The organism is Terriglobus roseus, from assembly GCF_900102185.1.
Taxonomy (GTDB): Bacteria; Acidobacteriota; Terriglobia; order Terriglobales; family Acidobacteriaceae; genus Terriglobus; species Terriglobus roseus_A.
The window spans coordinates 4,566,113-4,589,698 of record NZ_LT629690.1 but is presented as its reverse complement, the minus strand read 5'-3'; the positions used below and the strand labels follow the sequence as shown (position 1 = coordinate 4,589,698).

Genomic DNA, 23,586 nt, shown 5'->3' with positions numbered 1-23,586 from the left:
GCCTCAGTGCGTCATGCCATACAGGATGTAGTCCAGCCCCACGCGAAACGCCATGGAGGCAAACGGTTCAGGATAGTAAGGATCATCGGCCCACTCCCACGCATCGCCAAGGTGCATGTTGTGGCAGATGGCCACCATAATGCGGCCATCTTTATCGCGGATGGCACGCCACTTCGGCTGATAGCCATCCTTTTCATAGGTGCGATGCGTGCGGATGTAATGCTCGCCGGGAATCTGCATCTTGTCATCCACGTCGTACAGCGTGTGAAAGATTTCATCATTCGATTGCAGATCTTCCACGGGGCTGTCTGGCAGCACCTGCCGCATGCCGCGCATAAAGTTGTCCCAATCGTCGGTGCCGTGGAAGTCATCCACCATCAGGAAGCCACCCTTCAGCAGATAGTCGTGCAGCCGCTTCGCCTCATCATCTGTGAAGCTCCACGTCTGCACCTGCACCGCGTAAATCCACGGATAGTTGAAGATTTCGTCGGAATCCAGGTTCACTACCTGCTCATACGGACGCCCATCAATGCGCGTCAACCGATGCATAGCAATCAGAAACTGCCGGTCTGCCTTGGGATAATCACGCGCCCAGGAATAGCGTCCGAAGTAGCCGCCGCCATAGCCGCCGTAGCTGGAGAGGGACGACGCATACGACAATCGCGACCAGTAGAACTCTGACTTCACGTTGGAAGGCGAATCGTCACTACCAAAACCGAAGTTGCCCACACGCTGCCACGCACGAACGCCAACAGCACACACGGTTCCGCCCAGGGCGGCGAGCAATGCAATGCGCGAAAGCTTCATCGGGAGGCGTCCTCCAACAAAAGCGGTGTGCGTGCTTGTGCGGCTGAGACTAACAGAAATCGCGTGCGTCTTACCGATACAGACGGACGACACCGCGCAGTGGTTGCAGTGTCGTTGAAACAGTTGCAGCGACTATCTGGCGCATGAGACGATGCAGCCACCCGGCACGTGAGCGGCATTTCTAAAGAAATGTGAGGTAGCCTTGGACCGGCGCCACCTTCTGAAGATGGGCTCGCTCGCCACACTCGGCCATCTGGCGCGGCCGTTGCCCCTATTCGCACAACAGCCCAAAGCCGATTTTGAACTCCGTATCGCGCCCGTGCAGGTTGACCTGGACCCGCAGCGATCCATCTCCACCATCGGGTACAACGGTTCGGCCCCCGGCCCCTTGCTTCGGATGAAGGCAGGCAAGCCTGTCACGGTCGACATATTTAACGAAACTGACACACCAGAACTCGTCCATTGGCACGGCATGATCATCCCCGCCGAGGCTGACGGCACCGAGGAAGAACAATCGCCCGTCGTTCCGCCACACGGGCACCGCCGCGTCACGTTTACACCCGGCCCATCCGGCCTGCGCTGGTACCACTCGCACGCCATGGCCATGGACGACCTGCACAAAGGCGGCTATACCGGCCAGTTCGGCCTCGTGTACGTGGAAGACGGCAACGACAAAGGCAGTTACGACCAGGAACTCTTCCTCACCCTGCGCGACTGGGAGCCGTTCTTCTCCGGCAGCATGGAAGACGATGACGACGACACCCACGACGCACCCATGCTCGAAAAGCCGCCGAAGATCAACACCGATCCCAACGGCCTGGAAGTCGTCTCCGTCGCCTACAGCATCAACGACAAAGCGTTAGGCGCAGGCGATCCCATCCGCGTGAAACAGGGGCAGAAGCTGCTGATTCACTTTTGCAACGCCAGCCCCATTGAGAATCGTCGCGTCGCACTCGCGGGCCACACCATGCGTGTCATCGGCCTCGACGGCAACCCCGTACCGAAGCCAGCAGATCGCAGCAGCGTGTTTTTGGGTGCAGGTGAACGAGCCGACGTGGAAGTCATCATGAACAACCCCGGCGTATGGATTCTGGGCGGCACGGAGAAGATGGTGCGCGAAGGTGGTCTTGGCTGCATTGTGGAGTACGCCGGGCTCAAGAACCAGCCCAAATGGATCGATCCCAAGAAAGAGCTTTGGGACTACACCCACTTCGCCTTGCCGCAATCCACGCAACCTGTTCCGAAGAACGTCATCGACATGCACTTTGAGAAACTGCCGCGCGGCATGGGCAAATTCAACGTGTGGACCATCAACGGCAAGCCCTACCCACACGAAAACGAATTCGTACTTCAGCGCGGCGAGCGTTACCGCCTCATCATGCGCAACTGGACCGACGACGCGCACCCCATGCACCTGCACCGCCACCTGTGGGAAGTCGTTGAGATGAACGGCAAAAAAATGGGCGGCCTTATGAAGGACACAGTCGTCGTCCCCTACTACGGTCGCGCCGTCGTCGACTTCACCGCAGATCAGTCCGGCCTCTCGCTCTTTCACTGCCACATCCAGCAACACATGGACTACGGCTTCAAGGCCCTCTTCCGCACCACGTAGCCACAGGCGTATCGTTCCTGCCATGCGCATCTTCAGCATTTTCATGGTGGCCGCGATTCTCAGCGTGCAAACCGCGCCTGCTCAGGCACCCAACACGCTCACTCCCGCAGAAAAGTCCGCGGGCTGGAAGCTACTATTCAACGGCCACGACAGCACTGGCTGGCGCAGCACACGCTCCAACGCTTTCCCTGCTTCAGGTTGGGAAGTGAAGGACGGCCTGCTTGCCGTGACTGAGTCGGGCGGCGAAGAGGGCGGCAACGCAGGCGACATCATCACCACGCGCGAATACACCAACTTCGAACTCACCGTTGACTTCCGCATCACGCCCGGCGCGAACTCCGGCATCAAGTACTTCGTCAACCTGAACGACACACCCGGCCACGAGGGCCACGGCTCGAACATCGGTTTCGAGTACCAGATTCTTGACGATGCCCGGCACCCCGACGCCAAGCTGGGCAAAGACGGCGACCGCACCATCGCCTCGCTGTACGACATGATCCCCGCCGCCGCGAACAAGCCCCCCCATCCCATCGGCGAATGGAACACCGCCCGCATCGTCATTCGCGGCACACACGGCGAACATTGGCTGAACGGCGTCAAGGTCGTCGAATACGACCGCAAGACCCCGGCCTTCCGCGCACTCGTCGCAGGCAGCAAGTACCACGTTTACCCCGGCTTCGGCGAAGCGGACCGCGGCTACATCCTGTTGCAGGACCACGGTTTCCCCGTTCAGTTCCGCAATATCAAACTTCGCGAACTGCCCTAGCACGCCGAGTTTTCCGCAATCAGGACGGCAGCAATAAACCCGGCCACAGCGTATGCTGAAAGTGAAGGGAAAGCGAAAACATGCTGCTGGCCGTCCTGGCGCTACAACTCATCCTTCTGGTTCTTCTGGTCGTTCTACTGGCGCGTAAATCCGGCGCGAACACCGCCGCCGACCCGCGTCTTTCCGCCCTGCCGGATGCCATGATTCAGCTCGCCGCTAAGCTCGACGCGAGCGATGCGGCCATGCGGAACCAAGTCGTCGAGCTGCGCCGTGAGCAGGCTGAAAACGCCACGCAGGCTCGCCACGCGGCCGAACAGACCAGCCGCAACCTGCGCGAAGAAGTCAGCAGTTCCATCACGACGCTGTCGAAGGCAATCAACGAAGGCATCACCGCCTCCCGCACCGAAAACGCGAACGCCTTCGGCAGCTTCCGTACAGACAACACCGAAGCCGCCAACAAGCTCCGCGAAGCTGTCACAGCTGAACTTAACCGCATTGGTCAGCGCCTCGAAACCTTCTTCGCAGAGGCCGCAAAGCAGGAACGCGAATCTCGCGTTGCGCTCAACAGCGCCCTCACGGAACTTACCGCCAACAACACGAAGAACAACGAGACCCTGCGCGAATCGTTGCAACAGGCCTTCTCAAGCATCCGTTCGGAACAGCGCGAGGGAGGCGAAGCACTCAAGAAGACCGTCGAGTCCGGTCTGCGCACCCTGAACACGGACAACGCCGCCAAGCTGGACGAAATGCGCGTCATCGTGGACGAAAAGCTGCAATCCACATTGAACGAGCGCCTCACAGCCAGCTTCGGCACAGTCAGCGATCAACTCACCAAGGTCCACACCGGCCTGGGCGAAATGAAGGAGCTGGCAACCGGCGTCAGCGACCTGAAGCGTGTCTTCTCCAACGTGAAATCCCGCGGTGTTGTGGGCGAATTCCAGCTCGGCATGCAGCTTGAACAAATGTTTAGCCGCGACCAATACCTGGTGAACGCGAAGATCAAAGAAGGCTCGGGCGAGGCGGTGGAATTCGCTCTGAAAATCCCTGAGGGCGACAACAACCACGTCCTTCTCCCCATCGACGCCAAGTTCCCCCGCGAAGATTGGGAGCGCCTGGAATGGGCCTACGAGCACGGCACCAAGGAAGAGCAGGACAAGGCTGGGAACGCATTTGAACGCGCCATCCGCACCGAAGGAAAGCGTATCTGCGACAAATACATCGACCCGCCGAAGACCCTCCCGGTGGGCATCATGTTCCTTCCCACGGAAGCGCTTTATGCAGAAGTGATGCGCCGCCCCGGCTTACAGGCAGAACTGCAGTCGCAGTGTCGCGTCACCGTGGCAGGGCCATCCAGCTTCATGGCCATTCTTACCAGCTTCCAGATGGGCTTCCGCACGCTCGCTATTCAGCAAAAGGGCAGCGAAGTTTGGAACGTACTCGCCAATGTGAAAAAAGAGTTCGGCAAATTCGAACTCCTCATGGACAAGGTGCAAAACAACGTCAAGACAGTCCAGAACACGCTCGGCGACATTGGCACCCGCACCCGGCAGATCAATCGCAAGCTCCATGATGTGAGTGAACTACCTGCGTTGGAAACACCGCCAAAGAGCGGCCTGCTCTCTTTCGAACCAGCCGGAGTTACACCCGCTCTCTTTGCTGCCGACGAAGACGACTCCTAAGCCGACTGCAACTGCGCCGTACGCTCCGACGATCCACGACTGCGTCGCAGCGAATCGCGCATTGCCTTCTGCTCGTACATGCGTTGGTCTGCCAGACGCATCAGCGCGCCCTGCTCTTCTGCATCCTGTGGGAACGTCGCCACACCGATGCTTGCAGAAACGCGCACCACGCGATCCGCATAGCGCGGCCCCAGGTTCACCGGCTCTTCCACAGCCTCCAGCAGGAGCTTGCGGATCTGCAGGTTCTCCAACTCATCCGCGCCATTCACAACGACGGAAAACTCATCGCCACCCTGCCGCGCCACCATCCCGAGCGGCTTTGCCGTCGTCGCCAGGTTCATGGCAACCGTCTTCAACAAGATGTCGCCTGCGTCGTGCCCCAGCGTGTCATTCACCTGCTTGAACCCATTCAGATCCAGAGTGAATACACTCACGCTGTGATGCTCCGGTTCCGCATGCGTCAGCAGGAAATTCAGCCTGTCATCAAAATGCCGGCGATTCGGCAGACCTGTGAGTTCATCATGCAGCGCCAGCCATTCGCTGTTCGATAGCTGATCCTCCAGCATCACCACCAGCAGTCCAACGGTGATGATGAATTTCTGCATGTTCCAGACTTCGCTGGCGAAATCACTCCACTGCGGGTGCTTCTCCGATATCCAGGGATGAATCGCGAAGCAGAGAGCCCACATTGCGAATCCACCGATCACTGCCACGCTTCCGCGGCTGCTTCTGGGCAGCGAGTGATAAAAAGCGAAGGCGCACAGCAAATAAACCAGCGCAAGGCTGACATAAACGGCGTTCCGGTACTGTCCCCCAAACACGAACAAGGCATTCGAGCCCCACAGGATGGTGAGAACGCCAAAGTGGACCCAGCTTTTGGTCTGCACGCAGGAAATCAACTTCACCGCAGCACCAACAGCAATGCAGGCCCAATAGACCGATGCCTTTCTTCCATCCATTCCGTAATAGCCCAGCATCACCAGCAGAGGAATGGAGTTCATGCAGACCATCAACATCCGGCGCGGTACGGAACGCAGCGATGCCACCGCCGAAAAGACAAACAGGATGCCCGCCAGCAGGTAAGCATCCAGCGCCACCACGTGCGATATCCGATGCGCCGTCAGGGATACATTCCGCAGCACGTAAATGATGTGAGCAGCGCATTCCAGCAGGATCAGCATCAATCCGCCGATCCACAGCCGCAGTCCCTCCCGGTCACGATGCCGCTGGCGCACTGCCAACAGCACGCCCACCAACAGTGACATCGCGAAAAAATCCGGTAGCAGGAGGTAATTCATTCGGTCTCGTCTTGGTTTTCGTTCATCCGTTCACCGGCGACGACGGAAAATCCGCCTCCGGATACCTCACATACCCACTGCAGACTACTTTAGATGCCCTAAGATGACGCTTTGTAAAAATGTATTAATCGGACACCGCATGGTAAAAAGCGCCCGGAAGATGGCTCTTCTCTGGTAACGCGGCCCCGGCCTCTGTACACTGGTTAGCGGTTCAGCATGCCGAAAAGGGCATCCGGAGGTCCGGAGCGTTTTGTTGTCCGGATTCCGCATCCAAACGGGTTTGCAGTAATCATTTTCAATAGGTTCTGTTTAGGAGAAAGCAATGGCATCGGTTGACGAGAAGGTGAAAAGCATCATCGTGGAGCAGCTCCAGGTGGACGAGGCCGAGGTAACCCCCGGCGCCAGCTTCCAGGAAGACCTGGGCGCAGACTCGCTCGACGTGGTTGAGCTCGTGATGCAGTTTGAAGAAGCCTTCGACATTCAGATCCCTGACGAAGACGCTGAGAAGATCAAGACCGTCAAGGACGCAACGGACTACATCGAAGCGCACGCAAAGGCGAAGTAATCGTGGCACAAGCAACAATTCCCGCACGACGCGTTGTCGTAACGGGCATCGGACTGATCTGCGGCATCGGCAACACGGCTCCGGCTGTGTGGGAATCGCTGATGGCTGGCAAGAGCGGCATGGCAGGGATTACGGCCTTCGATCTCGAAGGCCATTCCGTGCTGTTTGCCGCGGAAGTCAAGGACTTTGATCCGCACGTGTTCGTGGAAAAGAAAGAGGCCCGCAAGATGGGCCGCTTCATCCACTTCGCAATGGCTGCGGCTGCAGAGGCCATGGAGCACTCCGGTCTGCAGGTCACGCCGGAAAACGCAGAGATGATCGGTGTCCATATCGGCTCCGGCATCGGCGGATTCGACATCATTGAGCGCGAGCACACCAACCTGATGAACGGTGGCCCGCGTAAGGTATCTCCCTTCTTCATCCCGGCGTCCATCGTGAACCTCGCCGCAGGCCATGTCTCCATCAAGTACGGAGCAAAGGGCCCCAACGAGGCCACGGCGACCGCCTGCACCACCTCGGCGCACGCCATTGGCGACGCCTTCCGCATCATTCAGCGCGGCGATGCCGATGCCATGATCGCGGGCGGCTCAGAAGCTGCCATCACGCCCCTGGGCGTAAGCGGCTTCGCCAACATGAAGGCGCTCTCCACACGCAACGACGCTCCGGAAAAGGCATCTCGTCCGTGGGATAAGGATCGCGACGGCTTCGTCATCGGCGAAGGCGCGGGCATCCTCATCCTGGAAGAGCTGGAATTCGCCAAGGCTCGCGGTGCAAAGATCCTGGGTGAAGTTGTTGGCTACGGCATGAGCTCTGACGCATTCCACATGACTGGCATGGCCCCCGAAGGCGAGGGATGCGCACGTGCCATGCGGAACGCACTGAAGACCGCTGACCTGCAGCCCGAACAGATCGATTACGTAAATGCTCACGCCACCTCCACGCCGCTTGGCGACGCAATGGAGAGCAAGGGCATGGAGACGATTTTTGGCGAGCACGCTCTGAGCCACAAGCTACTCGTCAGCTCAACCAAGTCCATGACCGGCCACCTCCTTGGCGGCGCAGGCGGCTTGGAAGCAGGCATCACGCTCATGGCATTGCAGAAGGGCATCGCTCCACCGACCATCAATCTGGACAACGTGGATCCCGAATGCCGCTTGAACTACGTGCCCAACAAGCCCGTGGAAAAAGAGATGACCTACGCCCTCTCCAACTCCTTCGGCTTCGGCGGCACCAATGGCTCGCTCATCTTCAAGCGCTGGACAGAATAAGACATGCAAATAAAACACGGGGCTATGAACGCCCCGTGTTTCATTTGCCTTGAGATTGCCACCCGGTTAGTGTGAAGGCACAATCATGCTTCTTGCCACGCTTGGCGACCTAAAACATTCTCATGATGTCCTGACACTTGGCAGCCGCGCCACACTAGGGCTGCTGGGTGCTTGCGTCGCGATTTTCCTGTGCTTTCGGGGTGTTCCCGCAAGTCTCACGCGCTTGAACAAGCGCTCCTTCGACATTGCCACGACAGCAGGATTTGCTCTGTTGCACCTCGCCATCTTCCTGCCCTTGATCGTGGCACACGTGCCGCTGCATGCGGACGTTCCGGCGTACTATCTTCCGCAGGCCCGAGAAGTTCTGAACGGCAAGATCCCTTACATCGATTTTCATTCGAGCTACGGCCCACTGCATTCATATCTTGATGCAACTGCTCTTCGCATCTGGAACAACGGATACGCGCTCCTGCTGTTGGTGATCATTTGCGATGTAGCAGCGTTCCCAATCTGGCTAACAGCATTGCGCCGCTGGCTCCCGGAAGATCGCACGCGTTGTGTTGCCCTCATGGTCATGACGCAGCCGTTGCTGCTCTGGAACATCGCCGCCGACGGTCGCAACGACGCAATCATCTTCCTTCTTCTGGGAACGGCAGTAGCGCTCGTGGCTCGTAGCGATTTCTTTTCCGGCATGGCCGCCACCGCGCCGCTGGTCGTCGTTAAGTTCCTGCCCATCATCCTGATCCCACAGATCTTTGCTGCAGCGCGTCGCCGCTGGGTGTGGATCTGCGGAGGACTTCTGCTGCCAGTCATCGCCTATGGCGCATTGATGGCGAAGCACGCCGACATTCTTCAATCACTCAAAACCGAAGGGGCGCTTGCAACTGCGGGTGGAGCGCCGTACGCCTTTACGGCACTTACAGGGCTTGCGGTTCCTCCAGCCGTATCCAGCATCATCCTCGCAGCAGCTTATGCATTCGCTCTGTTATGGCTTACGCGAAGCTCACTCCGTGCAACGGATGACCGCGAAAAAATGCGCGTTCTTCTGTGTGGCATCATCGCGCTCCAGCTTGTCCTGCTCTTCTTTTCGAAGAAGTCCTACCCCGTATACCTGCTGCCTGCCTCATTCCCACTGGCGGCATACATTCTGGACTCGTTCCGCCGCGGTCGCCGCATCGCTCCCTTGGTCTACGCATTGCTTTTGATTTTCTCCATGATCCAGAGTTCCCTCTGGTACGGCCCCATGGCACTGGAAAGCGCCACCGGCCTTCATGCAGACCTTATGACAGGAAGCCCGTTAGCAGCCTTTGAGTTTCTCGTCATGGTGCTGCCTGCCGCGTGCTACCTATACCTGCTCGTAACCATCCTGCGCGATCTTCCTAGGCAACCAGAGATGGCTTAAGCCATACGGAAATAGATCCACGTGCCACAGCAGACAGCCTGTGACACCAGCGCCGTCAGCATCGTCGCCAGGAACAGCTTGCGCTGCGGAGTCTCGCTCGCATCGGCCAGCACACCCGCGGCGAACGTCAACAGAAACGGATAGGCCCACAGCACCGGAATCGTGGTCACCTGTGTTGTGACGATGGGCAGAATCGCCAACGCCACCAGCAGCGGCACAACGTTGCCGAAGTAGCGTGCCCGCTTCATCAGCACAAACAGCGCCACTGCGATTGCAAGAATGCCTGTGACAGCCACCTGCATGGGGTCGCGCAGCAGTTCCAGCGCCGGATGATAGTCCAGCGTGAATCGCGCCGCGCCTGCCGTGAACACGTACAGGAACAGGCTCATGTGAAACACGTACGAAGCCAGCACCATCAGCATGGCGCCAAACGATGACACCAGCAGCAGCGGAAACACCAGTGTCCTGCGCCGCTCCGCAATCCACACCATGAACACCGCGGAAGCGATCAAGCCAACTAAGGCCGCCAGGATGTGTGAGCAAGCCGTAAGTCCCAACGCCACGGTGTACAGCACAATCCGAGGACGCCACTTCCGCGGCGATCCGTACATGGCGTGAGCAATGCCAATGGCCGTATACACAACGGCAAACAAACCCCACGCCGCCAGAATCTCGTTATTTGGAGTGGTCGCGTACCGCAGGACCACGGGCGACAGACAATACAGCCCCAGCGCAAACGTTCCCGGGATATTGCCAAACAACCTGCGACTTACCCACCACAGCCCTGCTCCCAGCAACGCGGCAGCCAACGCAAACGGCACACGCAGCAAGAACCGCGTTCCCACAATCTGGTGCCGCAGGTCATAGACCGAACCACCAGTGGGATCGTCCTGCGCTTCCGCACCGTGCCGTTTCGCATCCACCCAATCAGCAACCTGCAAAGCCTTCACGTACACCGTCAGCGGTAGAGCGGCTGCACGGTATGCCAGTGTCCCATCGCCCTGCATGTTGCCGCAGGTGGTGAAGTACCCGGCCGTGGGAACAGGCTTCTCCCACATCTCACGTCCACACAGCGCATAGCGATAGTCGCGGTCAGTAAGTTCCGTCCGCCCAATCAGGTAGAGACATTCCGCAAAAAAGAACAGGAGGATCAGCGCCGCAACCCGTTGCGGCCTGCCGAAGTGGATACGAAAATTCATGGTCGATACGCATCTTCGAGTGTTGCAGCTTGAGCCAAACTCAGCAAGTCAGCGGAACCGCCAAACAGGCTCCTACGAAAACCTCATCCTCGCGTACCCTGAAAGACATGGATTCCCTCACCTTCCGCGTAGGCTCCGGCCGCCTCGTCAGCTACTCCCCAATCCGCGAGCTCCCGTGGCGCGTGGTCTTTGAAGATGAGGGCGTGGCCGCCTACTGCTACGCCTGCGACGGCCGCCTGGCCACCGTAGAAGACGAATTCGACATCACCGTCCTCGACTCCATGCTGGTCTACAACGTCGCCGCCATGCGCCGTGAGTCCGAAGGTGATCGCGAACGCCTGCTCACCGTGGAATGGAGCCGCGACGGCCAGCAGGCCGCCCTCCGTATCGATGGCATCCCGCAAGTGCTCGTCGACTTTGAGCGCCGAGAAAGCTTCTGCCGCAGCGACTTCCCCAACTTCATGGACGACGGTAGCCACCGCTGGCGCACCACCACCCACGCCTGGGACGACGCCGCCATGACACGCTTCGAAGAAGCCACCCTAGCGGCACAATAAGCCGTATCGCGCCAGACACGGGGCTTGGGTCTTCCGGTCCTCGAAAGTGCCCTCTCTCCGCGTCTATGCTGTCTTCCGTAGCCCTTCACAGAGGTTCCTAGAACCAAAACGCCCCGACCGGCGTCCTTCTCTGTAGGAAGCGGCCGGAGGTAGAAGCATCATGTTCAGGGCTGTGGCATTGGGTATCGTCATGGCGGTAGGAGTCGCCGCGGCGCAATCCCCCGCGACCAGCTTTGAAGTCGCCACCATCAAACCAGTGGATCCAGGCCCCAAGGCGGGCCGGTTCCTCCGCATGGAAAACGACCACCGCTTCATCGCCACCAACTTTACGCTGAAGCTACTGATCGCGGCAGCCTACGACCTGAACCCGCGGACGATCTCCGGTGGCCCCGGCTGGACCGATTCCGACAAGTTCACCATTGAAGCGCTAACACCCGGCGAGAAGCGGCCGGACCACGACCAGCAGATGCTGATGCTGCGCACGCTTCTGCATGACCGCTTTCATCTCGCCTTCCACCGAGTGCCGAAGGTATTCGCGATCTACGAAATCACCGTGGCCAAAGGCGGCATCCAGTTCGACACAGCAGGCGCACCCAATCGCGAACCGATGGTCACCAGCGTCGTCTACCCTGACCACCTCGAAATGCCCGCGCGCAACGCCAGCATGGACGACTTCGCGCGTGTGATGCAACGCGCCATCCTCGATCGCCCTGTCGTGAACAAGACCGGCCTCACCGGCCGCTACGACTTCGACCTGGACTGGGTGCCTGATGAAACACAGTTCGGCGGCGCCATTCCCGTCCCGCAAGACTCAAAGAGTCCACCGTTGCTCGTCGCCATGCGTGAACAACTTGGCCTGGAGATGAAGGCTACCCACGGTCCCGTCGACACACTCGTGATCGACAAGGCCGAGAAGCCCGAATCGGACTGATTATCTGGCAGAGAAACTCGCCGGAATGGGCGGCACATCGCTCACATCCCCCAGCAACTCCCAACGCTGCAGGCTGAACGGCACGCTGCCGTTGCTCCATACGTAGTCCTGATACTTCTGCAGCGAGAACGCCGCGCCCTGCTTCAGCTTCGCTTCGGCAAGCCCCTTCATGATGTCGCTCTTGCCAATCTGATACGTGATGGCCTGCCCCGGCGTGGACGAGAACATCGCTGCTTCACTGCGCGCTGTGCCTTCATCCATCGGCACTGTCGTCTTCAGGTAATCCGCCGCCTGTTGCAATGTGTACTCACCCGTCGCCAGCCTCACATCCACCAGCACGCGCAACGCACGCAGACGCATCATGCTGTAAATGGCTTCCTTCACCTTCGGTGTCTTATCGAACTCGCCCGTCACCAGCATCATCTCTTCCGCATAAAAGCCAATGCCTTCCTGCGTCTCAGAGTCGTAATAGCGCCGCCGCACCGGATCAGGGTTATGCCACGCCCACGCCATCTGCTCATAATGTCCGGGAGCACCTTCATGGATGGTCAACGGACGCGTATCGCGCGCCGTAATGTTGCCAAAGAATCCGCCATCCGTACGCGGCTTGCCTTTGTAGCTGGAACCTTCTTCGTTCAAACGATCCGGCCCCGTAAGGTCATCCTCAACTCCCAGAAAACCCAGCGGCGCAATGTAAGCCGGAACCGCCACGTAGTGGTAATGCCGCACCTCTGCCGGATCGCTCAACACACTATGCGCCTGCATGGTCTTTCGCATCGCCACTTCCTGCTTCTCTTCATCGGCAATCTGTGATGCCACATCCGGAAACACCGGCAGGTCCGGTAGCCCTGTATTCGCGGCCTGCGCCAGAGCCTCAAACGTCACGGCACGATCAAACTCCAGCTTGCCGACCTGCACAATCTGCTCCGGCGTATAGCTCATCAGCGCAACGTTCTTCAGAAACCAGATGTAGCCATCGCGCCCCACCGCCGTCTGCTGCTTCATGCCCGCCACCTGCGGCCGCAGCCATTCGCGATACGCCACCATCGCCTTGACAGCCGCATCTTCGGCCTTATCGAACTCGGCAAGCTCCTTCGCATCAAAGCCCGCCTCCGCATGAATGCCGTCCTTGAACCGCCCCATGCGATCTTCAATCTTCGACAGATTCTCCATGGCAATGACGGCATACGGTTGCCGCATATCCGTCAGGTTCGCCTTGCCCTCATCCAGCAGACGCGGCAAACTCGCCAGCCGCACCACCACATCGTGCTGCATCTGCGGCGTGAACTTCTTATGCTGCAACAGCAGCGTGTATGTCGCCGTCAGCCCCTGATCGACATAGAAGAACGGGCTCCGCTGCCACACCGGAATCACATCCAGCTCCCAGTACACGCGGGCAATCGCCGATCCAACAAGGCGATAATCCACCTGCGTACTCACTGGCTGCTTGCTCACATCCAGCGCGCGCCATTCCTTCTCAAACGCGGCTATCTGCTTCCGATACCCCGCCACATCCGCCGCAGACCAATGCGCCACAAATCCCGGCGCACGATCCAGACGCGGAATATCGTCATTCGTAAACGGCTGCTCCGTCGCACGCCACTCCCAGAACTTGGTGCTGAGGCGTTCCACGTCGGCCTGTGTGGAGGCGTGCGCAAAGACGCAGGAAACAACAGCAAAGGACGCGGCAGCAACGCGGCAAAGCAGCTTGGATGTAGGCATGCACAAAACACTAACGCATCCCAGCGCAAGTGGAAAGCAGTTCATCTTCTTAACCATGCCTGCCAAGCTCAAATGGCCAAGCAAAGTCATCCTGAGCGAAGCCCAAGGATCTGCTTTCCTATCCCGCACTGGGATGCCAGCGGGAAAACATAGAACCTAATCCGGGTCCAACAAACGAATATTTATTCCACCCCTCGACAAAATAAAAACGTTTCGGCGAAACTGTACTCCGTCAGGAGACACACCCATGCGCTTCCTTCCAGCCGTCCTCATCGCCCTCGCCGCCACAACCGCCGCCGCACAAACCACCTGCGACGCGCACACCTACGGCGCAAAGGGCGACGGCAAAACCAACGACACCGCCGCCATCCAGAAGGCCATCGACGCCTGCGCGCCGAAGCACGGCACCGTCGTCCTGAAGGGTGGCACCTTCGTCTCCGCACCGCTCACGCTCAAAAGCAACCTGACACTCTCCATCGCGGAAGGAAGCAAGCTCCTCGGCTCGCGCAACCTGGACGACTACCCCATCCGTGAAGATGCCAAGTGGCGCCGCGTCGCTCTCCTGCACGCCGACCACGTCTCCAACCTGCGCATCACCGGCGGCGGCACCATCGACGGCAGCGGCGACATGTTCTGGGAACTCGCCCACACCCACCGCATCGCAGGCGACACGAGCGGTAGCGGCGGCTTCCCGCGCCCCATGCTCCTCGACATCACAGAGTCGCAGCACCTGACCTTCGATCACATCACGCTGCAGAACTCGCCCATGTACAACTTCACGTTCTTCTTCTGCGACGGCATCAAGATCGACCACGCCATCATTCGCAACCCCGCCACCGGCGCGCCGAACACCGACGGCATCGATCCGTTCAGCTCAAAGAACATTGAGATCAGCAACGTCGATATTGACACCGGCGACGACGACATCGCCCTCAAGAGCGGCCTCGTCGAGCGCGACCCCAAGATCGGCCCCGTGGAACACGTCTACATCCACGACAGCATCTTCCGCCACGGCCACGGCCTCAGCGTGGGCAGCGAACTCGCAGGCGGCATAAACGACGTGCGCGTGGAAAACGTCACCATGGAACACACCGAAGCAGGTGTCCGCATCAAGAGCAATCGCACCCGTGGCAACGACATCCACGACCTGCACTACAAGAACATCACCATGACCGGCGTCGGCCAGCCCATCCAGATCACCGAGTACTACCCCAAGTGGCCCGCCGCAGGCACCGACACAGCAAAGCCCGTTGACGCACACACACCGCGCTTCCACGACATCTCACTTGAAGGCATAACCGCCACCGGAGCGAAGGACGCCATCATCATCGGCATCCCGGAAATGCCCATCCGCCACCTGACGCTGACGAACGTGAAGATCGAAAGCGAAAAGGGCCTCCAGATCCGCAACGCCGACGTGACAATGAAGAACGTCATCATCACACCGAAGTCAGGCGAACCCATCACCAAAGAAGAAGGCGCCAATATAACCCGTCGCTAACCGCGTCCGCGCGTAGCCCGATATCCTTGAATCAGCGTTCTCCATGCTGCACAAACGGCGTGGAGAACACTGTTTCGGAGTCCCCCATTCACGCTTCACTCGTATTCGTTCTGGCCATCGTTTTTGTGGCCACGCTGGTCCGGTCCACCTTTGGATTTGGCGAAGCTCTGATCGCAGTCCCCCTGCTGTCGTTTGTAATGCCGCTGCAGGTAGCTGCGCCACTGGCTGTACTGCTCTCCATCGCAGCCGCAGCCGTGGTCGTCGTTCAGGATTGGAAACATATCCACCTGAAGAGTGCTGTCGGATTGCTCTCGGCCACCGTCTTCGGCATTCCTATCGGCCTGTGGCTATTGACCAATCCTCACCAGCAAATCGTGAAGGCGTGTCTCGGCATTCTGATCATGCTGTTCTCGGCCTATTCGCTGTGGAACTCTGGCACATTTCATCTCAAACATGAGAATCGACCATTGCTTCTGCTCTCAGGATTTCTGGCAGGCATCCTGGGCGGCGCATACGGCATGAACGGCCCACCATTGGTCGTGTACGGCTCACTCCGCAGATGGTCACCACAGCATTTCCGCGCCACCATCCACGCGTATTTTCTCCCTGCCAGCATCCTGGGCATGATCGGCTACTGGAGCGCAGGCCTGTGGACACGCACGGTCACCAACGAGTTCCTCTTCTCATTGCCAGCGATGCTCCCCGCAGTCTTCGCAGGACGAGCGCTCAATCGCCGCTTCTCCGGCACAGGATTCCTGAAGTATGTCTACGTCGGCTTGATCCTGATCGGCGCAATCCTCTTCGTGGGAACAATCACTCACCGCATATAAGACAGCAGCGGTTGACTTTGTGGGACACTGTTGGCCATGGTTCACACTGCCCGAACGCGCAAGCCGCCTTACGACGTTGACGAAGCCGCCGCCGCTCTCTCCGCTGCCGATCCCAAGCTGGCAAAACTCATCGCCAAAGCGGGTCCGCCACGCCTGAAGATTGCCGCTGCGCAAAGTCCGTTTGAGGCGCTGACGGAAGCCATCATCTATCAGCAACTCCACGGCAAAGCCGCAGCGAGCATTCACGCACGCATGATCGCCAGCTTTGAAGACGTATGTGGACTCGGCGTGCATCCTTCACCGGAACACCTGCTTGAATGTCCCACGATTCAGCTTCGTTCCGCAGGCCTCTCTGCAAACAAAACGCTCGCCCTGCGCGACCTCGCCGCGAAGACTCTCGACGGCACCGTCCCCACGCTGGCGAAGATCCGCCGCATGTCCGATGAAGACATCATCGAGCACCTCACACAGGTGCGCGGCATCGGCAAATGGACCGTGGAGATGATGCTCATCTTCCGCCTCGGTCGTCCGGACGTTCTCCCCGTCGACGACTACGGCGTACGCAAAGGCTTCGCGCTCACTTTCGGCAAACTGAAGCCAACTGACAAAGTAACGAACGCAGACCTTCCCAAGCCCGCCGAGATGATCAAGCGCGGCGAACGCTGGCGTCCGTGGCGCTCCATCGCAACCTGGTACCTGTACCGCGCGTGCGACCTCGCCAAACCAGACGCCGCCTCAAAGCAGCCGGAATAACCTACGCGTGCAGCACCGGCTTCTGTCCAAACAGAACCGTCAGGCCCTCAACCATGGTGGGATGCGGCAACACAGCATCGCGAATCGCCGTGTATGGCGCACCGGTTCGCATGGCAAGTTCCACCACGCCGAGAATCTCGCCCGCCTCCACACCCACAGCAGTGAACCCAAGAATGCTGTCGTTCTCCGCGTGCAGCAGAGCCTTCAGGAATCCCGTCTCCTCGCTCAACGTACGCGTGCGCAACACCGCCGCCATGGGAATCTTCACCAGCCGATACGGAATGCCCTGCTGCCGCGCCTCGCTTTCGCTCAATCCAACGCGTGCAAACTCAGGATCGGTAAATAACGCGAACGGCATCAGTCGATCACGCGTGCTTCGGCTTCCACCACGCAGATTGTCACGCACAATACGGAAGTCATCGAAGGCAGCATGCGTGAACTGCGGACTCCCCGCACAATCTCCCACGGCCCACGTGTTCTCAGCAGTAGTCTCCAGCCGATCGTTTACCCGGATAAATCCACGCTCCGTTAGCTCAACACCTGCAGCCTCCAGGCCAATGCCAGCATTGTTCGGCGTTCTGCCCGCAGACGCTAACAGGTGCGATCCCGAAATCGAAAACGCAACGCCATCACGCAGCCCATAGAGCGATACTTCCGCACCGCTTCGGCCTTCCGCACGCTGCAGTTCTACGCCTGTCACCACGTCAATGCCTTCGCGCTGACACATAGCCATCAACTCAGCTACCGCATCGTCATCTTCACGTGGCAACACGCGATGGTTCCGCTCCACAATCGTGACGCGCGCCCCAAACCGACGCATCGCCTGCGCCATCTCCAGCCCGATATAGCCACCGCCCAACACCAGCAGGTGATCCGGCACCACATCCAGTTCCAGCGCTTCAATGTGCGTCATCGGCGCGGCTTCCTTCATGCCAGGAAGACCAGGAATCGTCGCACGACTACCAGTGCTGATGATCACCTTCGCACCACGCAGCGTGCGACTGCCACCATCATTCAACGCAACCTGCAAAGTACGCGGCGCCACAAACGTTCCCTGTCCCAGCACCAGTTCCGTTCCGCTGGAGGCGTAGCGCTTCTCATGCACCTGCACCAGCGCATCCACCATGCGACGCTTGCGCGCTCGCACACCCTCCATATCCACACGCACTTCACCCGCAGACAAACCAAACTCTGCAGAGCGACGCGCCAGCGTAGCTACCTTCGCGCTGTGGATCACATTCTTTGTGGGCAAGCAGGCAATGTTCGGGCATGATCCGCCAATCCAGCGACGCTCCACCATCGCCGTACGCAGCCCGCTCTCAGCCAGCGTCCATGCAAGGTACTTACCAGCCTCGCCACTGCCCAGCACAACAACATCAAACTCTTCGATCAAAGCCGGCACCTCAGATCCACAAAATATGACCCAGACTATCCGAGACTCGACGATACACCGTTAAAAGGCGCACACTAAGAATACAAACGCCATGGGATTCCTTCTGCTGATCGCACGCTCGTTCATCAACACTTTCGGTATCACCCAGCCCGGGCCTGAAGGCGAACGCCGCGCGGCCTACTTCATCGGCACGCTGCTGGCGCTAATCGTGGTGGGCATGATCATTGCGCTGGCTGGCTTCCTGAAGGTACGCGGCTAGTGCATCTTAGTGCTGCGCGATCGCCTGTGGCGCTGGAATATCGATCACCTGGTACGCACGTGGCAGGTTGAATAGCGAAGCATCCGGCTCCGTCTGATCAATCTTCTCCACGTTGAAATCTTCCGCACCGCCTCGCGGCTCAAACCGCTTCACCACCAGGTTCATCCCCAGCCGAGGCGAGTACCAGAACTCCTTCACCGTGGGCTCCGCGTCGCCAGAACTTCCAGAAGTGCGAATCTCACGCATCCCCGTCACTTGCAGATCTTCAATCGTGTTCGTTCCCAGCGACTCCCGCGTAATCTTAACGCCGTTCGGGAACGTCTGCGTTGCGGGCAACGGTTGATCATCCGCTGCCTTAGCGAAGTTCTGGTGATAGACCATGCACTGCCGCGTCAGCGTGTGGCACACGGTAGTGGTCTTCATCGACGGATCGTAATAATCCATCTCGTTCACTATCGTGGCGCGTGTGTTGCCATCCGGCCTAAATACCCGGCGCTCCTGAAAAACACGGCCCATGCTGTCACGAGCAATGGTGCGGCGGTTATAGATGGTCGTCTCCGTGCCATCCTCCAACCGCCGCTTCCACGACGTCGCCACCTGCGCGCGGAACGGAGCGCCAGCCTTCGTGGGCACATCAATGCTCTGAATCATCTCGCGCGTACCGCCATCGGGAGCATGTTGCATCTGCGCCCCGGCCACCACCGCCAGCACTGCAAAACTCACCGCACACAGCCACAACGACCGCCGCATCAAGCACCTCGCAGGCGAAGTCTAAGACGACCCCAGCAAAAGTGCCACAACAATCGCCGTGGCTACATTCGTCATCTCGCGTCAGCGTGCGCTACTTCTGTTTTGCCGCCGCACTCTTCGCCATTTTCGCGGCAAAGTCCACAAACGCAGCCTGCATCTTCGGTTGCACTGCTGTCAGTTGGGCCTGCGCAATCCCCTGCGACTTCGCGATCAACTCCGGCTGCTTCGCCACCATCGCGCGTCCGGCATCCGTGCGATAAAACGCCAGCATGCCATCGATTGTCGTCTCGTCATAGGTGGCCGCGTACAGATCTTCATACTGCGGCTTCAGCTTGTCCCACTGAATGGCATCACGCACCATGGCAGTGAGCTGATCCATGAACGCATCAATCTGCTTCTGATCATCCGGACCAATCGTCTGCCCGGCCAGAAGTTGCGGCATGATCTTCTTCATCTGCCCAGCTTGCTGATCGGCTAGCTGATCCAGCGTCTGCTGCATATGCATCAGCGTAAACATCTCTTCAATCTTGGCGCGCTTCGAAACATCATCTGCATGAGCAGGCAGGGCAACCACAATCGCCAAAGCCGCAGCCGCAATCCATCCATTTACTCGAAACATTCGTTTTCTCCTACTGAAGATGTGGCCATTTCCGTGTGTTCACTTCGTAAAGACATACCAACGAAGCTCCATGCAAAAGGAATCGCCGAGAGCAGCGACAAGAACAAACCAATCAGCCAGCCAACCGGCTGATGGAGTAGCAAATTCAGTCCTTCATCTCGTCCTGTCTCGAGCAGAATCTCGCCGCTCAAAACCTCACTTAAGGCAAAACCAAATAAAAGCAAAAGTGCAAACTGCCAACGCGACGCCATCGGTTTTCCTGTTGCTCCATTTACATCCACAAAGGAATGCAACGACGCTCCAAATACGGCACTCGCAGCACCCACTGATAATGCAAGCAACGTATACAAGGAAAACTTACCCCGCCAATGAATCACATCTGCCATGGCGAACAATGAATATTGCAGAGCAACGAAGAGAACAGTGCAACCCAGCAGTGACAAGAGCGGTTTACGTAATCTCTGTGGCCATCTCCAAACAAGAGGCTCTTCGCTTCCGATCTGCACACGCGGCACCCAATCCGCAAACAGCCCCAATGCTGCAACAAACCCCATGATGCACACAAGGTATGTCACAAGGTTCATTGCACCTACTGCCATCCAAATCGATGCAGGCATTCGAGCCGGGCCCGCATAGCCCCCAAGGACTGACTTAGGCAACAATGCACGAATAACTACACCAGTAGCCTGCTTCTCCACAGCTGACAGCACAAACTTCACGCCATCCGCCAACAACACAGGCAACAGCAGCCGTGGATTCTGCCACAGCAATTCCGCAGACTTAGAAAACAATTCTCTTAACGTCACTTCGTATCCAGCGGCTTACGTGCAAAGTAATAAAGCGAAAACGCCAACAAACCAAACATCACAATCGCCACCGGGTCGTGATCCAGCAGATTCCCGTGCGAGAAGCGCCACAACTGCCAGTGTCCACCACGCTCCTCAGAGAAGCTCTCCATCGCGGCGACTGCTACGCCGATCAAACCAGTGATACCACCAGCAGCAATTAGCCCCGAAGCAAACAACGAGCCGGGACTGATCTCCTCGTTATCCAGATCGGTCAACGGCTCGTTGCCCGTAAGTTCCGCCTGCTCTGCATCGGTCAGACGAACCTCACCGCGCAGCAGTTCGTCTTCCGTGAGCACAGCAACCACAGCACCTTCAGGAGCAGCAGCCAGCGCCTCTGCCGCAAGCTGCATGCGGATCGCGCGATCCCGCTCACGAGCCTTGACAATCGCAGCATCAGCCATCCAACGCACCATGCTGCCCACAAAGATTGCCAGCGTCGTCGCAATGGAAAGATACGCGCCGACGGCCAGCGTCAACGAACGCACACCCAGCAACTCAACCGCTAACACCAGCGCAACACCCAGCAACACCAGCGACCACGGCAGCTTGCGGCTCAGAATGCCGTTGATCACTGTCGCCATCAAACGGCCCTGCGGCGCGGCAACCTTCTCACTGCCAATGCCCTGCACCCACTGAATCTCGAGCTTGCCCGTATCGCGATTCAGCAGATACTTACCATCCTCCAGCTGCGCCGAACCAATCGCATTGATCAGTTCATAACGAGTAGCGTCGTTGATCTCCTGCTTCGCACCGCTGTTCTTCGGATCGATCAAGCTGATGTGCGGACGCGGAAACATTCCCTTATCCTGCAAGCCTTCCGGCAATGACGACAGGCTCACCGCCATCGGTGTCGCCATGGGGCGAAAGCTCTCAAACGCCTTGTTCATCGCGCTCAGCGTAATGCCAATGACAAACGTGCTCACCACCACGCCAATCATCACGGCAAGCTGCGTCTTCCACGGCGTAGCGCCAATCAGGAATCCCGTCTTCAAATCCTGCGCCGTATCGCCCGCATTACTCGCGGCAATACACACCACACCGCCCACCGTAATCGCCAACGCACCAAACGCCGGTGCAGTCCATCCCTGCACCAGGAAGATTGCCGCCGTAGCCATCAACGTAGCAATCGTCATGCCGCTCACCGGCGACGCAGACGAACCCACAATGCCCACAATGCGCGCACTCACCGTAACAAACAAAAACCCAAACACCACAATCAACAGCGATGCCGCAAGGTTCGCCCACAGCCCCACCTGCGCGCCCGGCACCGGCTTGAAGTACAGGAACGCCCACATGATGAGCACCAGCAGCGCCGACCCACCATAAACAAAGCTGTTCGGCAGATCACGCGACGTGCGCGCCTTCACCTCTTCACCCGAAGACTTCTTAGCCTTCAACGACCCCATCAATGCGCTTGCAATCGTAGGCAGCGTACGCAGCAGCGTAAGGCATCCCGCCGCAGCCACCGCACCCGCGCCCATCGGACGGATGTACGTACGCCACAGATCGCTCGGACTCATGTCATGGATGGGCACAGTGCCCGGATACAGCGGCCCCGTCAAATGCGATCCAAAGAAGTAAATCGCCGGCATCAGCACCAGCCAACTGAAAACACCACCCGCCAGCATGATGCCCGCAACACGCGGCCCAATGATGTAACCCACGCCCAGATATTCCGAAGTCGCATCCGCGCGAATCGAACCGCCCTTCAGCAGGTGCTGCGGCCCCATGTCAAAGTCGTACGTCGGCGTTCCAGGCCAAAGGCGAAACAGGTTCTCGTTCTGAAACAGCGTGTAAAGCGAGCCCATTCCCATGCCCAGAAAAATGCGCGACGCAAACGACCCGCCGCGCTCGCCCGCAATCAATACATCCGCACAAGCCGTGCCTTCCGGATACAACAGCGCGCCATGCTCTTCCACAATCAACTGTCGTCGCAGAGGAATCATGAACAGCACACCGATCCATCCGCCGAACAGCGCCAGCGCAAAGATGCGCGCATACTCCAGATCAAAACCCAGAAAGATCAGCGCAGGCAGCGTGAAGATCACGCCCGAAGCAATCGACTGCCCCGCATTGCCCGTCGTCTGGACAATATTGTTTTCCAAGATCGACGCCCGCCCCAGCACGCGCAGAATTGAAATTGACAGCACCGAAATCGGAATCGAAGCCGCAACCGTCAGTCCGGCCTTCAACCCCACGTAGACCGTCACCGCGCCAAACAAAATCCCGAATAAAGCGCCAATCAGAATGGCGCGAACCGTCAATTCCGGTCGCGACTCTTCTGCAGGAACAAACGGTTTGAAGGCAGGCGGGGGCGTGTTGATCGTGGCCATGAATCTCCCTCTCCGTCACAGGACAGAGTGCTGCGAGTGTAGCAAGGAGAACGCTCTTTCGGGAGGCGGCAGTTTAGCCCGGAGGCCACGTCATGGAACGGCCGCCCAGAACATGCAGATGCAGGTGGTCCACCGTCTGGCCGCCATCCGCACCGGTGTTCGTCACCACGCGGAATCCCTTCGCCAGCCCCTCCTGCTCCGCCACCTTCGCGGCAACCAGCAGAAGATGCCCCAGCAGCGCCTCATGCGTCTCCACGGCATGCGCGGTAGAAGCAATATGCTCCTTCGGAATCACCAGCACATGCGTCGGCGCAACGGGATGCAGATCACGAAACGCCAGAACGCGCTCGTCCTCAAACACTTTCGTGGAAGGAATGGTCCCCGCGGCAATGCGGCAGAAGATGCAGTCAGCAGCCATACGCAACAGTGTAGAGGAAGCCACCGATGACAGCTCTATAGCGCAAAGCGGAAACACGCGAAGCGTCGAGAACGGT

General features: G+C 58.7%; 22 protein-coding genes. 12 read left to right on the top strand and 10 right to left on the bottom strand.

Annotation, left to right across the window (positions count from 1 at the left end):
• Nucleotides 1-3: 3 nt before the first annotated feature.
• Nucleotides 4-807: a DUF4159 domain-containing protein gene (locus BLT38_RS19165; protein ID WP_083346620.1), complete on the bottom strand. Its 804-nt coding sequence runs from the start codon at nt 805-807 to the stop codon at nt 4-6.
• 202 nt (nt 808-1,009) lie between these two features.
• Between BLT38_RS19165 and BLT38_RS19160 the strand changes: the two genes are divergently transcribed.
• The 3 genes from BLT38_RS19160 (at nt 1,010) to BLT38_RS19150 (ending at nt 4,864) form a co-directional block, all read left to right on the top strand.
• Entirely contained in the window at nt 1,010-2,419 is a 1,410-nt protein-coding gene (locus BLT38_RS19160) for a multicopper oxidase family protein (RefSeq protein ID WP_231966630.1), read from the top strand.
• Nucleotides 2,420-2,441: 22 nt separating this feature from the next.
• Nucleotides 2,442-3,185, top strand: coding sequence for a 3-keto-disaccharide hydrolase (locus tag BLT38_RS19155; protein ID WP_083346618.1), 744 nt, complete (start codon nt 2,442-2,444; stop codon nt 3,183-3,185).
• A gap of 80 nt (nt 3,186-3,265) precedes the next feature.
• Nucleotides 3,266-4,864: a DNA recombination protein RmuC gene (locus tag BLT38_RS19150; RefSeq protein WP_083346617.1), complete on the top strand. Its 1,599-nt coding sequence runs from the start codon at nt 3,266-3,268 to the stop codon at nt 4,862-4,864.
• On the opposite strand, the gene BLT38_RS19145 is transcribed toward BLT38_RS19150, so the two are convergent.
• A complete protein-coding gene (locus BLT38_RS19145; RefSeq protein ID WP_083346616.1) occupies nt 4,861-6,162 on the bottom strand; it encodes a GGDEF domain-containing protein in 1,302 nt (433 codons plus the stop codon). The genes BLT38_RS19150 and BLT38_RS19145 overlap by 4 nt on opposite strands.
• Nucleotides 6,163-6,484: 322 nt before the next feature.
• Here BLT38_RS19145 and BLT38_RS19140 point away from each other — a divergent pair, with 322 nt between their 5' ends.
• From BLT38_RS19140 to BLT38_RS19130, 3 genes are all read left to right on the top strand, one after another.
• Nucleotides 6,485-6,727, top strand: coding sequence for an acyl carrier protein (locus BLT38_RS19140; RefSeq protein WP_047490765.1), 243 nt, complete (start codon nt 6,485-6,487; stop codon nt 6,725-6,727).
• A 2-nt stretch (nt 6,728-6,729) separates the two neighbouring features.
• Nucleotides 6,730-7,995 carry a beta-ketoacyl-ACP synthase II gene (gene fabF, locus BLT38_RS19135; RefSeq protein ID WP_083346615.1) on the top strand — a complete coding sequence of 422 codons (1,266 nt, stop codon included), beginning with the start codon at nt 6,730-6,732 and terminating at the stop codon, nt 7,993-7,995.
• A gap of 85 nt (nt 7,996-8,080) precedes the next feature.
• Entirely contained in the window at nt 8,081-9,397 is a 1,317-nt protein-coding gene (locus tag BLT38_RS19130; RefSeq protein ID WP_083346614.1) for a hypothetical protein, read from the top strand.
• Here BLT38_RS19130 and BLT38_RS19125 read toward each other — a convergent pair.
• Nucleotides 9,394-10,596 (bottom strand): glycosyltransferase family 39 protein, encoded by a 1,203-nt coding sequence (locus BLT38_RS19125; protein WP_083346613.1) that lies wholly within the window; start codon nt 10,594-10,596, stop codon nt 9,394-9,396. The genes BLT38_RS19130 and BLT38_RS19125 overlap by 4 nt on opposite strands.
• A 107-nt stretch (nt 10,597-10,703) precedes the next feature.
• Here BLT38_RS19125 and BLT38_RS19120 point away from each other — a divergent pair, with 107 nt between their 5' ends.
• Together BLT38_RS19120 and BLT38_RS19115 are read left to right on the top strand one after the other, a co-directional pair.
• Nucleotides 10,704-11,153, top strand: coding sequence for a DUF2251 domain-containing protein (locus BLT38_RS19120; RefSeq protein ID WP_083346612.1), 450 nt, complete (start codon nt 10,704-10,706; stop codon nt 11,151-11,153).
• Nucleotides 11,154-11,313: 160 nt separating this feature from the next.
• The gene (locus BLT38_RS19115; RefSeq protein WP_083346611.1) at nt 11,314-12,084 is read left to right on the top strand and encodes a TIGR03435 family protein; all 771 of its coding nucleotides are present in this window, start codon (nt 11,314-11,316) and stop codon (nt 12,082-12,084) included.
• On the opposite strand, the gene BLT38_RS19110 is transcribed toward BLT38_RS19115, so the two are convergent.
• Nucleotides 12,085-13,806 (bottom strand): DUF885 family protein, encoded by a 1,722-nt coding sequence (locus tag BLT38_RS19110; protein WP_172838358.1) that lies wholly within the window; start codon nt 13,804-13,806, stop codon nt 12,085-12,087.
• Between the two features lie 247 nt (nt 13,807-14,053).
• Between BLT38_RS19110 and BLT38_RS19105 the strand changes: the two genes are divergently transcribed.
• The 3 genes from BLT38_RS19105 to BLT38_RS19095 are packed head-to-tail and all read left to right on the top strand — an operon-like array spanning nt 14,054 to nt 16,890.
• On the top strand, nt 14,054-15,307 hold the full coding sequence (locus BLT38_RS19105; RefSeq protein ID WP_083346609.1) for a glycoside hydrolase family 28 protein: 1,254 nt from the start codon (nt 14,054-14,056) through the stop codon (nt 15,305-15,307).
• A gap of 26 nt (nt 15,308-15,333) precedes the next feature.
• Nucleotides 15,334-16,137, top strand: a complete 804-nt coding sequence (locus tag BLT38_RS19100; protein ID WP_231966629.1) for a sulfite exporter TauE/SafE family protein — start codon at nt 15,334-15,336, stop codon at nt 16,135-16,137.
• A 36-nt stretch (nt 16,138-16,173) separates the two neighbouring features.
• Nucleotides 16,174-16,890, top strand: coding sequence for a DNA-3-methyladenine glycosylase family protein (locus BLT38_RS19095; RefSeq protein WP_083346608.1), 717 nt, complete (start codon nt 16,174-16,176; stop codon nt 16,888-16,890).
• 1 nt (nt 16,891) lies between these two features.
• Here BLT38_RS19095 and BLT38_RS19090 read toward each other — a convergent pair whose 3' ends face one another.
• Nucleotides 16,892-18,292 (bottom strand): dihydrolipoyl dehydrogenase family protein, encoded by a 1,401-nt coding sequence (locus BLT38_RS19090; RefSeq protein WP_083346607.1) that lies wholly within the window; start codon nt 18,290-18,292, stop codon nt 16,892-16,894.
• Nucleotides 18,293-18,374: 82 nt separating this feature from the next.
• Between BLT38_RS19090 and BLT38_RS20605 the strand changes: the two genes are divergently transcribed.
• Nucleotides 18,375-18,542, top strand: coding sequence for a hypothetical protein (locus tag BLT38_RS20605; RefSeq protein WP_156785217.1), 168 nt, complete (start codon nt 18,375-18,377; stop codon nt 18,540-18,542).
• Between the two features lie 6 nt (nt 18,543-18,548).
• Here the strand turns inward: BLT38_RS20605 and BLT38_RS19085 are convergent, their stop codons facing one another.
• The 5 genes from BLT38_RS19085 to BLT38_RS19065 all read right to left on the bottom strand — a co-directional run bounded on the left by BLT38_RS19085 (nt 18,549) and on the right by BLT38_RS19065 (nt 23,510).
• The gene (locus BLT38_RS19085; RefSeq protein ID WP_083346606.1) at nt 18,549-19,292 is read right to left on the bottom strand and encodes a hypothetical protein; all 744 of its coding nucleotides are present in this window, start codon (nt 19,290-19,292) and stop codon (nt 18,549-18,551) included.
• Between the two features lie 91 nt (nt 19,293-19,383).
• Nucleotides 19,384-19,911 (bottom strand): DUF2059 domain-containing protein, encoded by a 528-nt coding sequence (locus tag BLT38_RS19080; protein WP_083346605.1) that lies wholly within the window; start codon nt 19,909-19,911, stop codon nt 19,384-19,386.
• Nucleotides 19,899-20,717: a hypothetical protein gene (locus BLT38_RS19075; protein ID WP_156785216.1), complete on the bottom strand. Its 819-nt coding sequence runs from the start codon at nt 20,715-20,717 to the stop codon at nt 19,899-19,901. The genes BLT38_RS19080 and BLT38_RS19075 overlap by 13 nt, the downstream gene beginning before the upstream one ends.
• Nucleotides 20,714-23,092 carry an OPT family oligopeptide transporter gene (locus BLT38_RS19070; RefSeq protein WP_083346603.1) on the bottom strand — a complete coding sequence of 793 codons (2,379 nt, stop codon included), beginning with the start codon at nt 23,090-23,092 and terminating at the stop codon, nt 20,714-20,716. The genes BLT38_RS19075 and BLT38_RS19070 overlap by 4 nt, the downstream gene beginning before the upstream one ends.
• 73 nt (nt 23,093-23,165) lie before the next feature.
• Entirely contained in the window at nt 23,166-23,510 is a 345-nt protein-coding gene (locus tag BLT38_RS19065) for a histidine triad nucleotide-binding protein (protein WP_083346602.1), read from the bottom strand.
• Between the last annotated feature and the right edge of the window lie 76 nt (nt 23,511-23,586).

Bases quoted from the DNA above. Each gene is read 5' to 3' on its own strand.
- BLT38_RS19065 (WP_083346602.1), bottom strand. From the start codon at position 23,510: ATGGCTGCTGACTGCATCTTCTGCCGCATTGCCGCGGGGACCATTCCT.
- BLT38_RS19070 (WP_083346603.1), bottom strand. From the start codon at position 23,092: ATGGCCACGATCAACACGCCCCCGCCTGCCTTCAAACCGTTTGTTCCT.
- BLT38_RS19105 (WP_083346609.1), top strand. From the start codon at position 14,054: ATGCGCTTCCTTCCAGCCGTCCTCATCGCCCTCGCCGCCACAACCGCC.
- BLT38_RS19120 (WP_083346612.1), top strand. From the start codon at position 10,704: ATGGATTCCCTCACCTTCCGCGTAGGCTCCGGCCGCCTCGTCAGCTAC.
- BLT38_RS19165 (WP_083346620.1), bottom strand. From the start codon at position 807: ATGAAGCTTTCGCGCATTGCATTGCTCGCCGCCCTGGGCGGAACCGTG.
- BLT38_RS19140 (WP_047490765.1), top strand. From the start codon at position 6,485: ATGGCATCGGTTGACGAGAAGGTGAAAAGCATCATCGTGGAGCAGCTC.
- BLT38_RS19145 (WP_083346616.1), bottom strand. From the start codon at position 6,162: ATGAATTACCTCCTGCTACCGGATTTTTTCGCGATGTCACTGTTGGTG.
- BLT38_RS19125 (WP_083346613.1), bottom strand. From the start codon at position 10,596: ATGAATTTTCGTATCCACTTCGGCAGGCCGCAACGGGTTGCGGCGCTG.
- BLT38_RS19130 (WP_083346614.1), top strand. From the start codon at position 8,081: ATGCTTCTTGCCACGCTTGGCGACCTAAAACATTCTCATGATGTCCTG.
- BLT38_RS19110 (WP_172838358.1), bottom strand. From the start codon at position 13,806: ATGCCTACATCCAAGCTGCTTTGCCGCGTTGCTGCCGCGTCCTTTGCT.
- BLT38_RS19155 (WP_083346618.1), top strand. From the start codon at position 2,442: ATGCGCATCTTCAGCATTTTCATGGTGGCCGCGATTCTCAGCGTGCAA.
- BLT38_RS20605 (WP_156785217.1), top strand. From the start codon at position 18,375: ATGGGATTCCTTCTGCTGATCGCACGCTCGTTCATCAACACTTTCGGT.
- BLT38_RS19085 (WP_083346606.1), bottom strand. From the start codon at position 19,292: ATGCGGCGGTCGTTGTGGCTGTGTGCGGTGAGTTTTGCAGTGCTGGCG.
- BLT38_RS19080 (WP_083346605.1), bottom strand. From the start codon at position 19,911: ATGTTTCGAGTAAATGGATGGATTGCGGCTGCGGCTTTGGCGATTGTG.
- BLT38_RS19150 (WP_083346617.1), top strand. From the start codon at position 3,266: ATGCTGCTGGCCGTCCTGGCGCTACAACTCATCCTTCTGGTTCTTCTG.
- BLT38_RS19095 (WP_083346608.1), top strand. From the start codon at position 16,174: ATGGTTCACACTGCCCGAACGCGCAAGCCGCCTTACGACGTTGACGAA.
- BLT38_RS19115 (WP_083346611.1), top strand. From the start codon at position 11,314: ATGTTCAGGGCTGTGGCATTGGGTATCGTCATGGCGGTAGGAGTCGCC.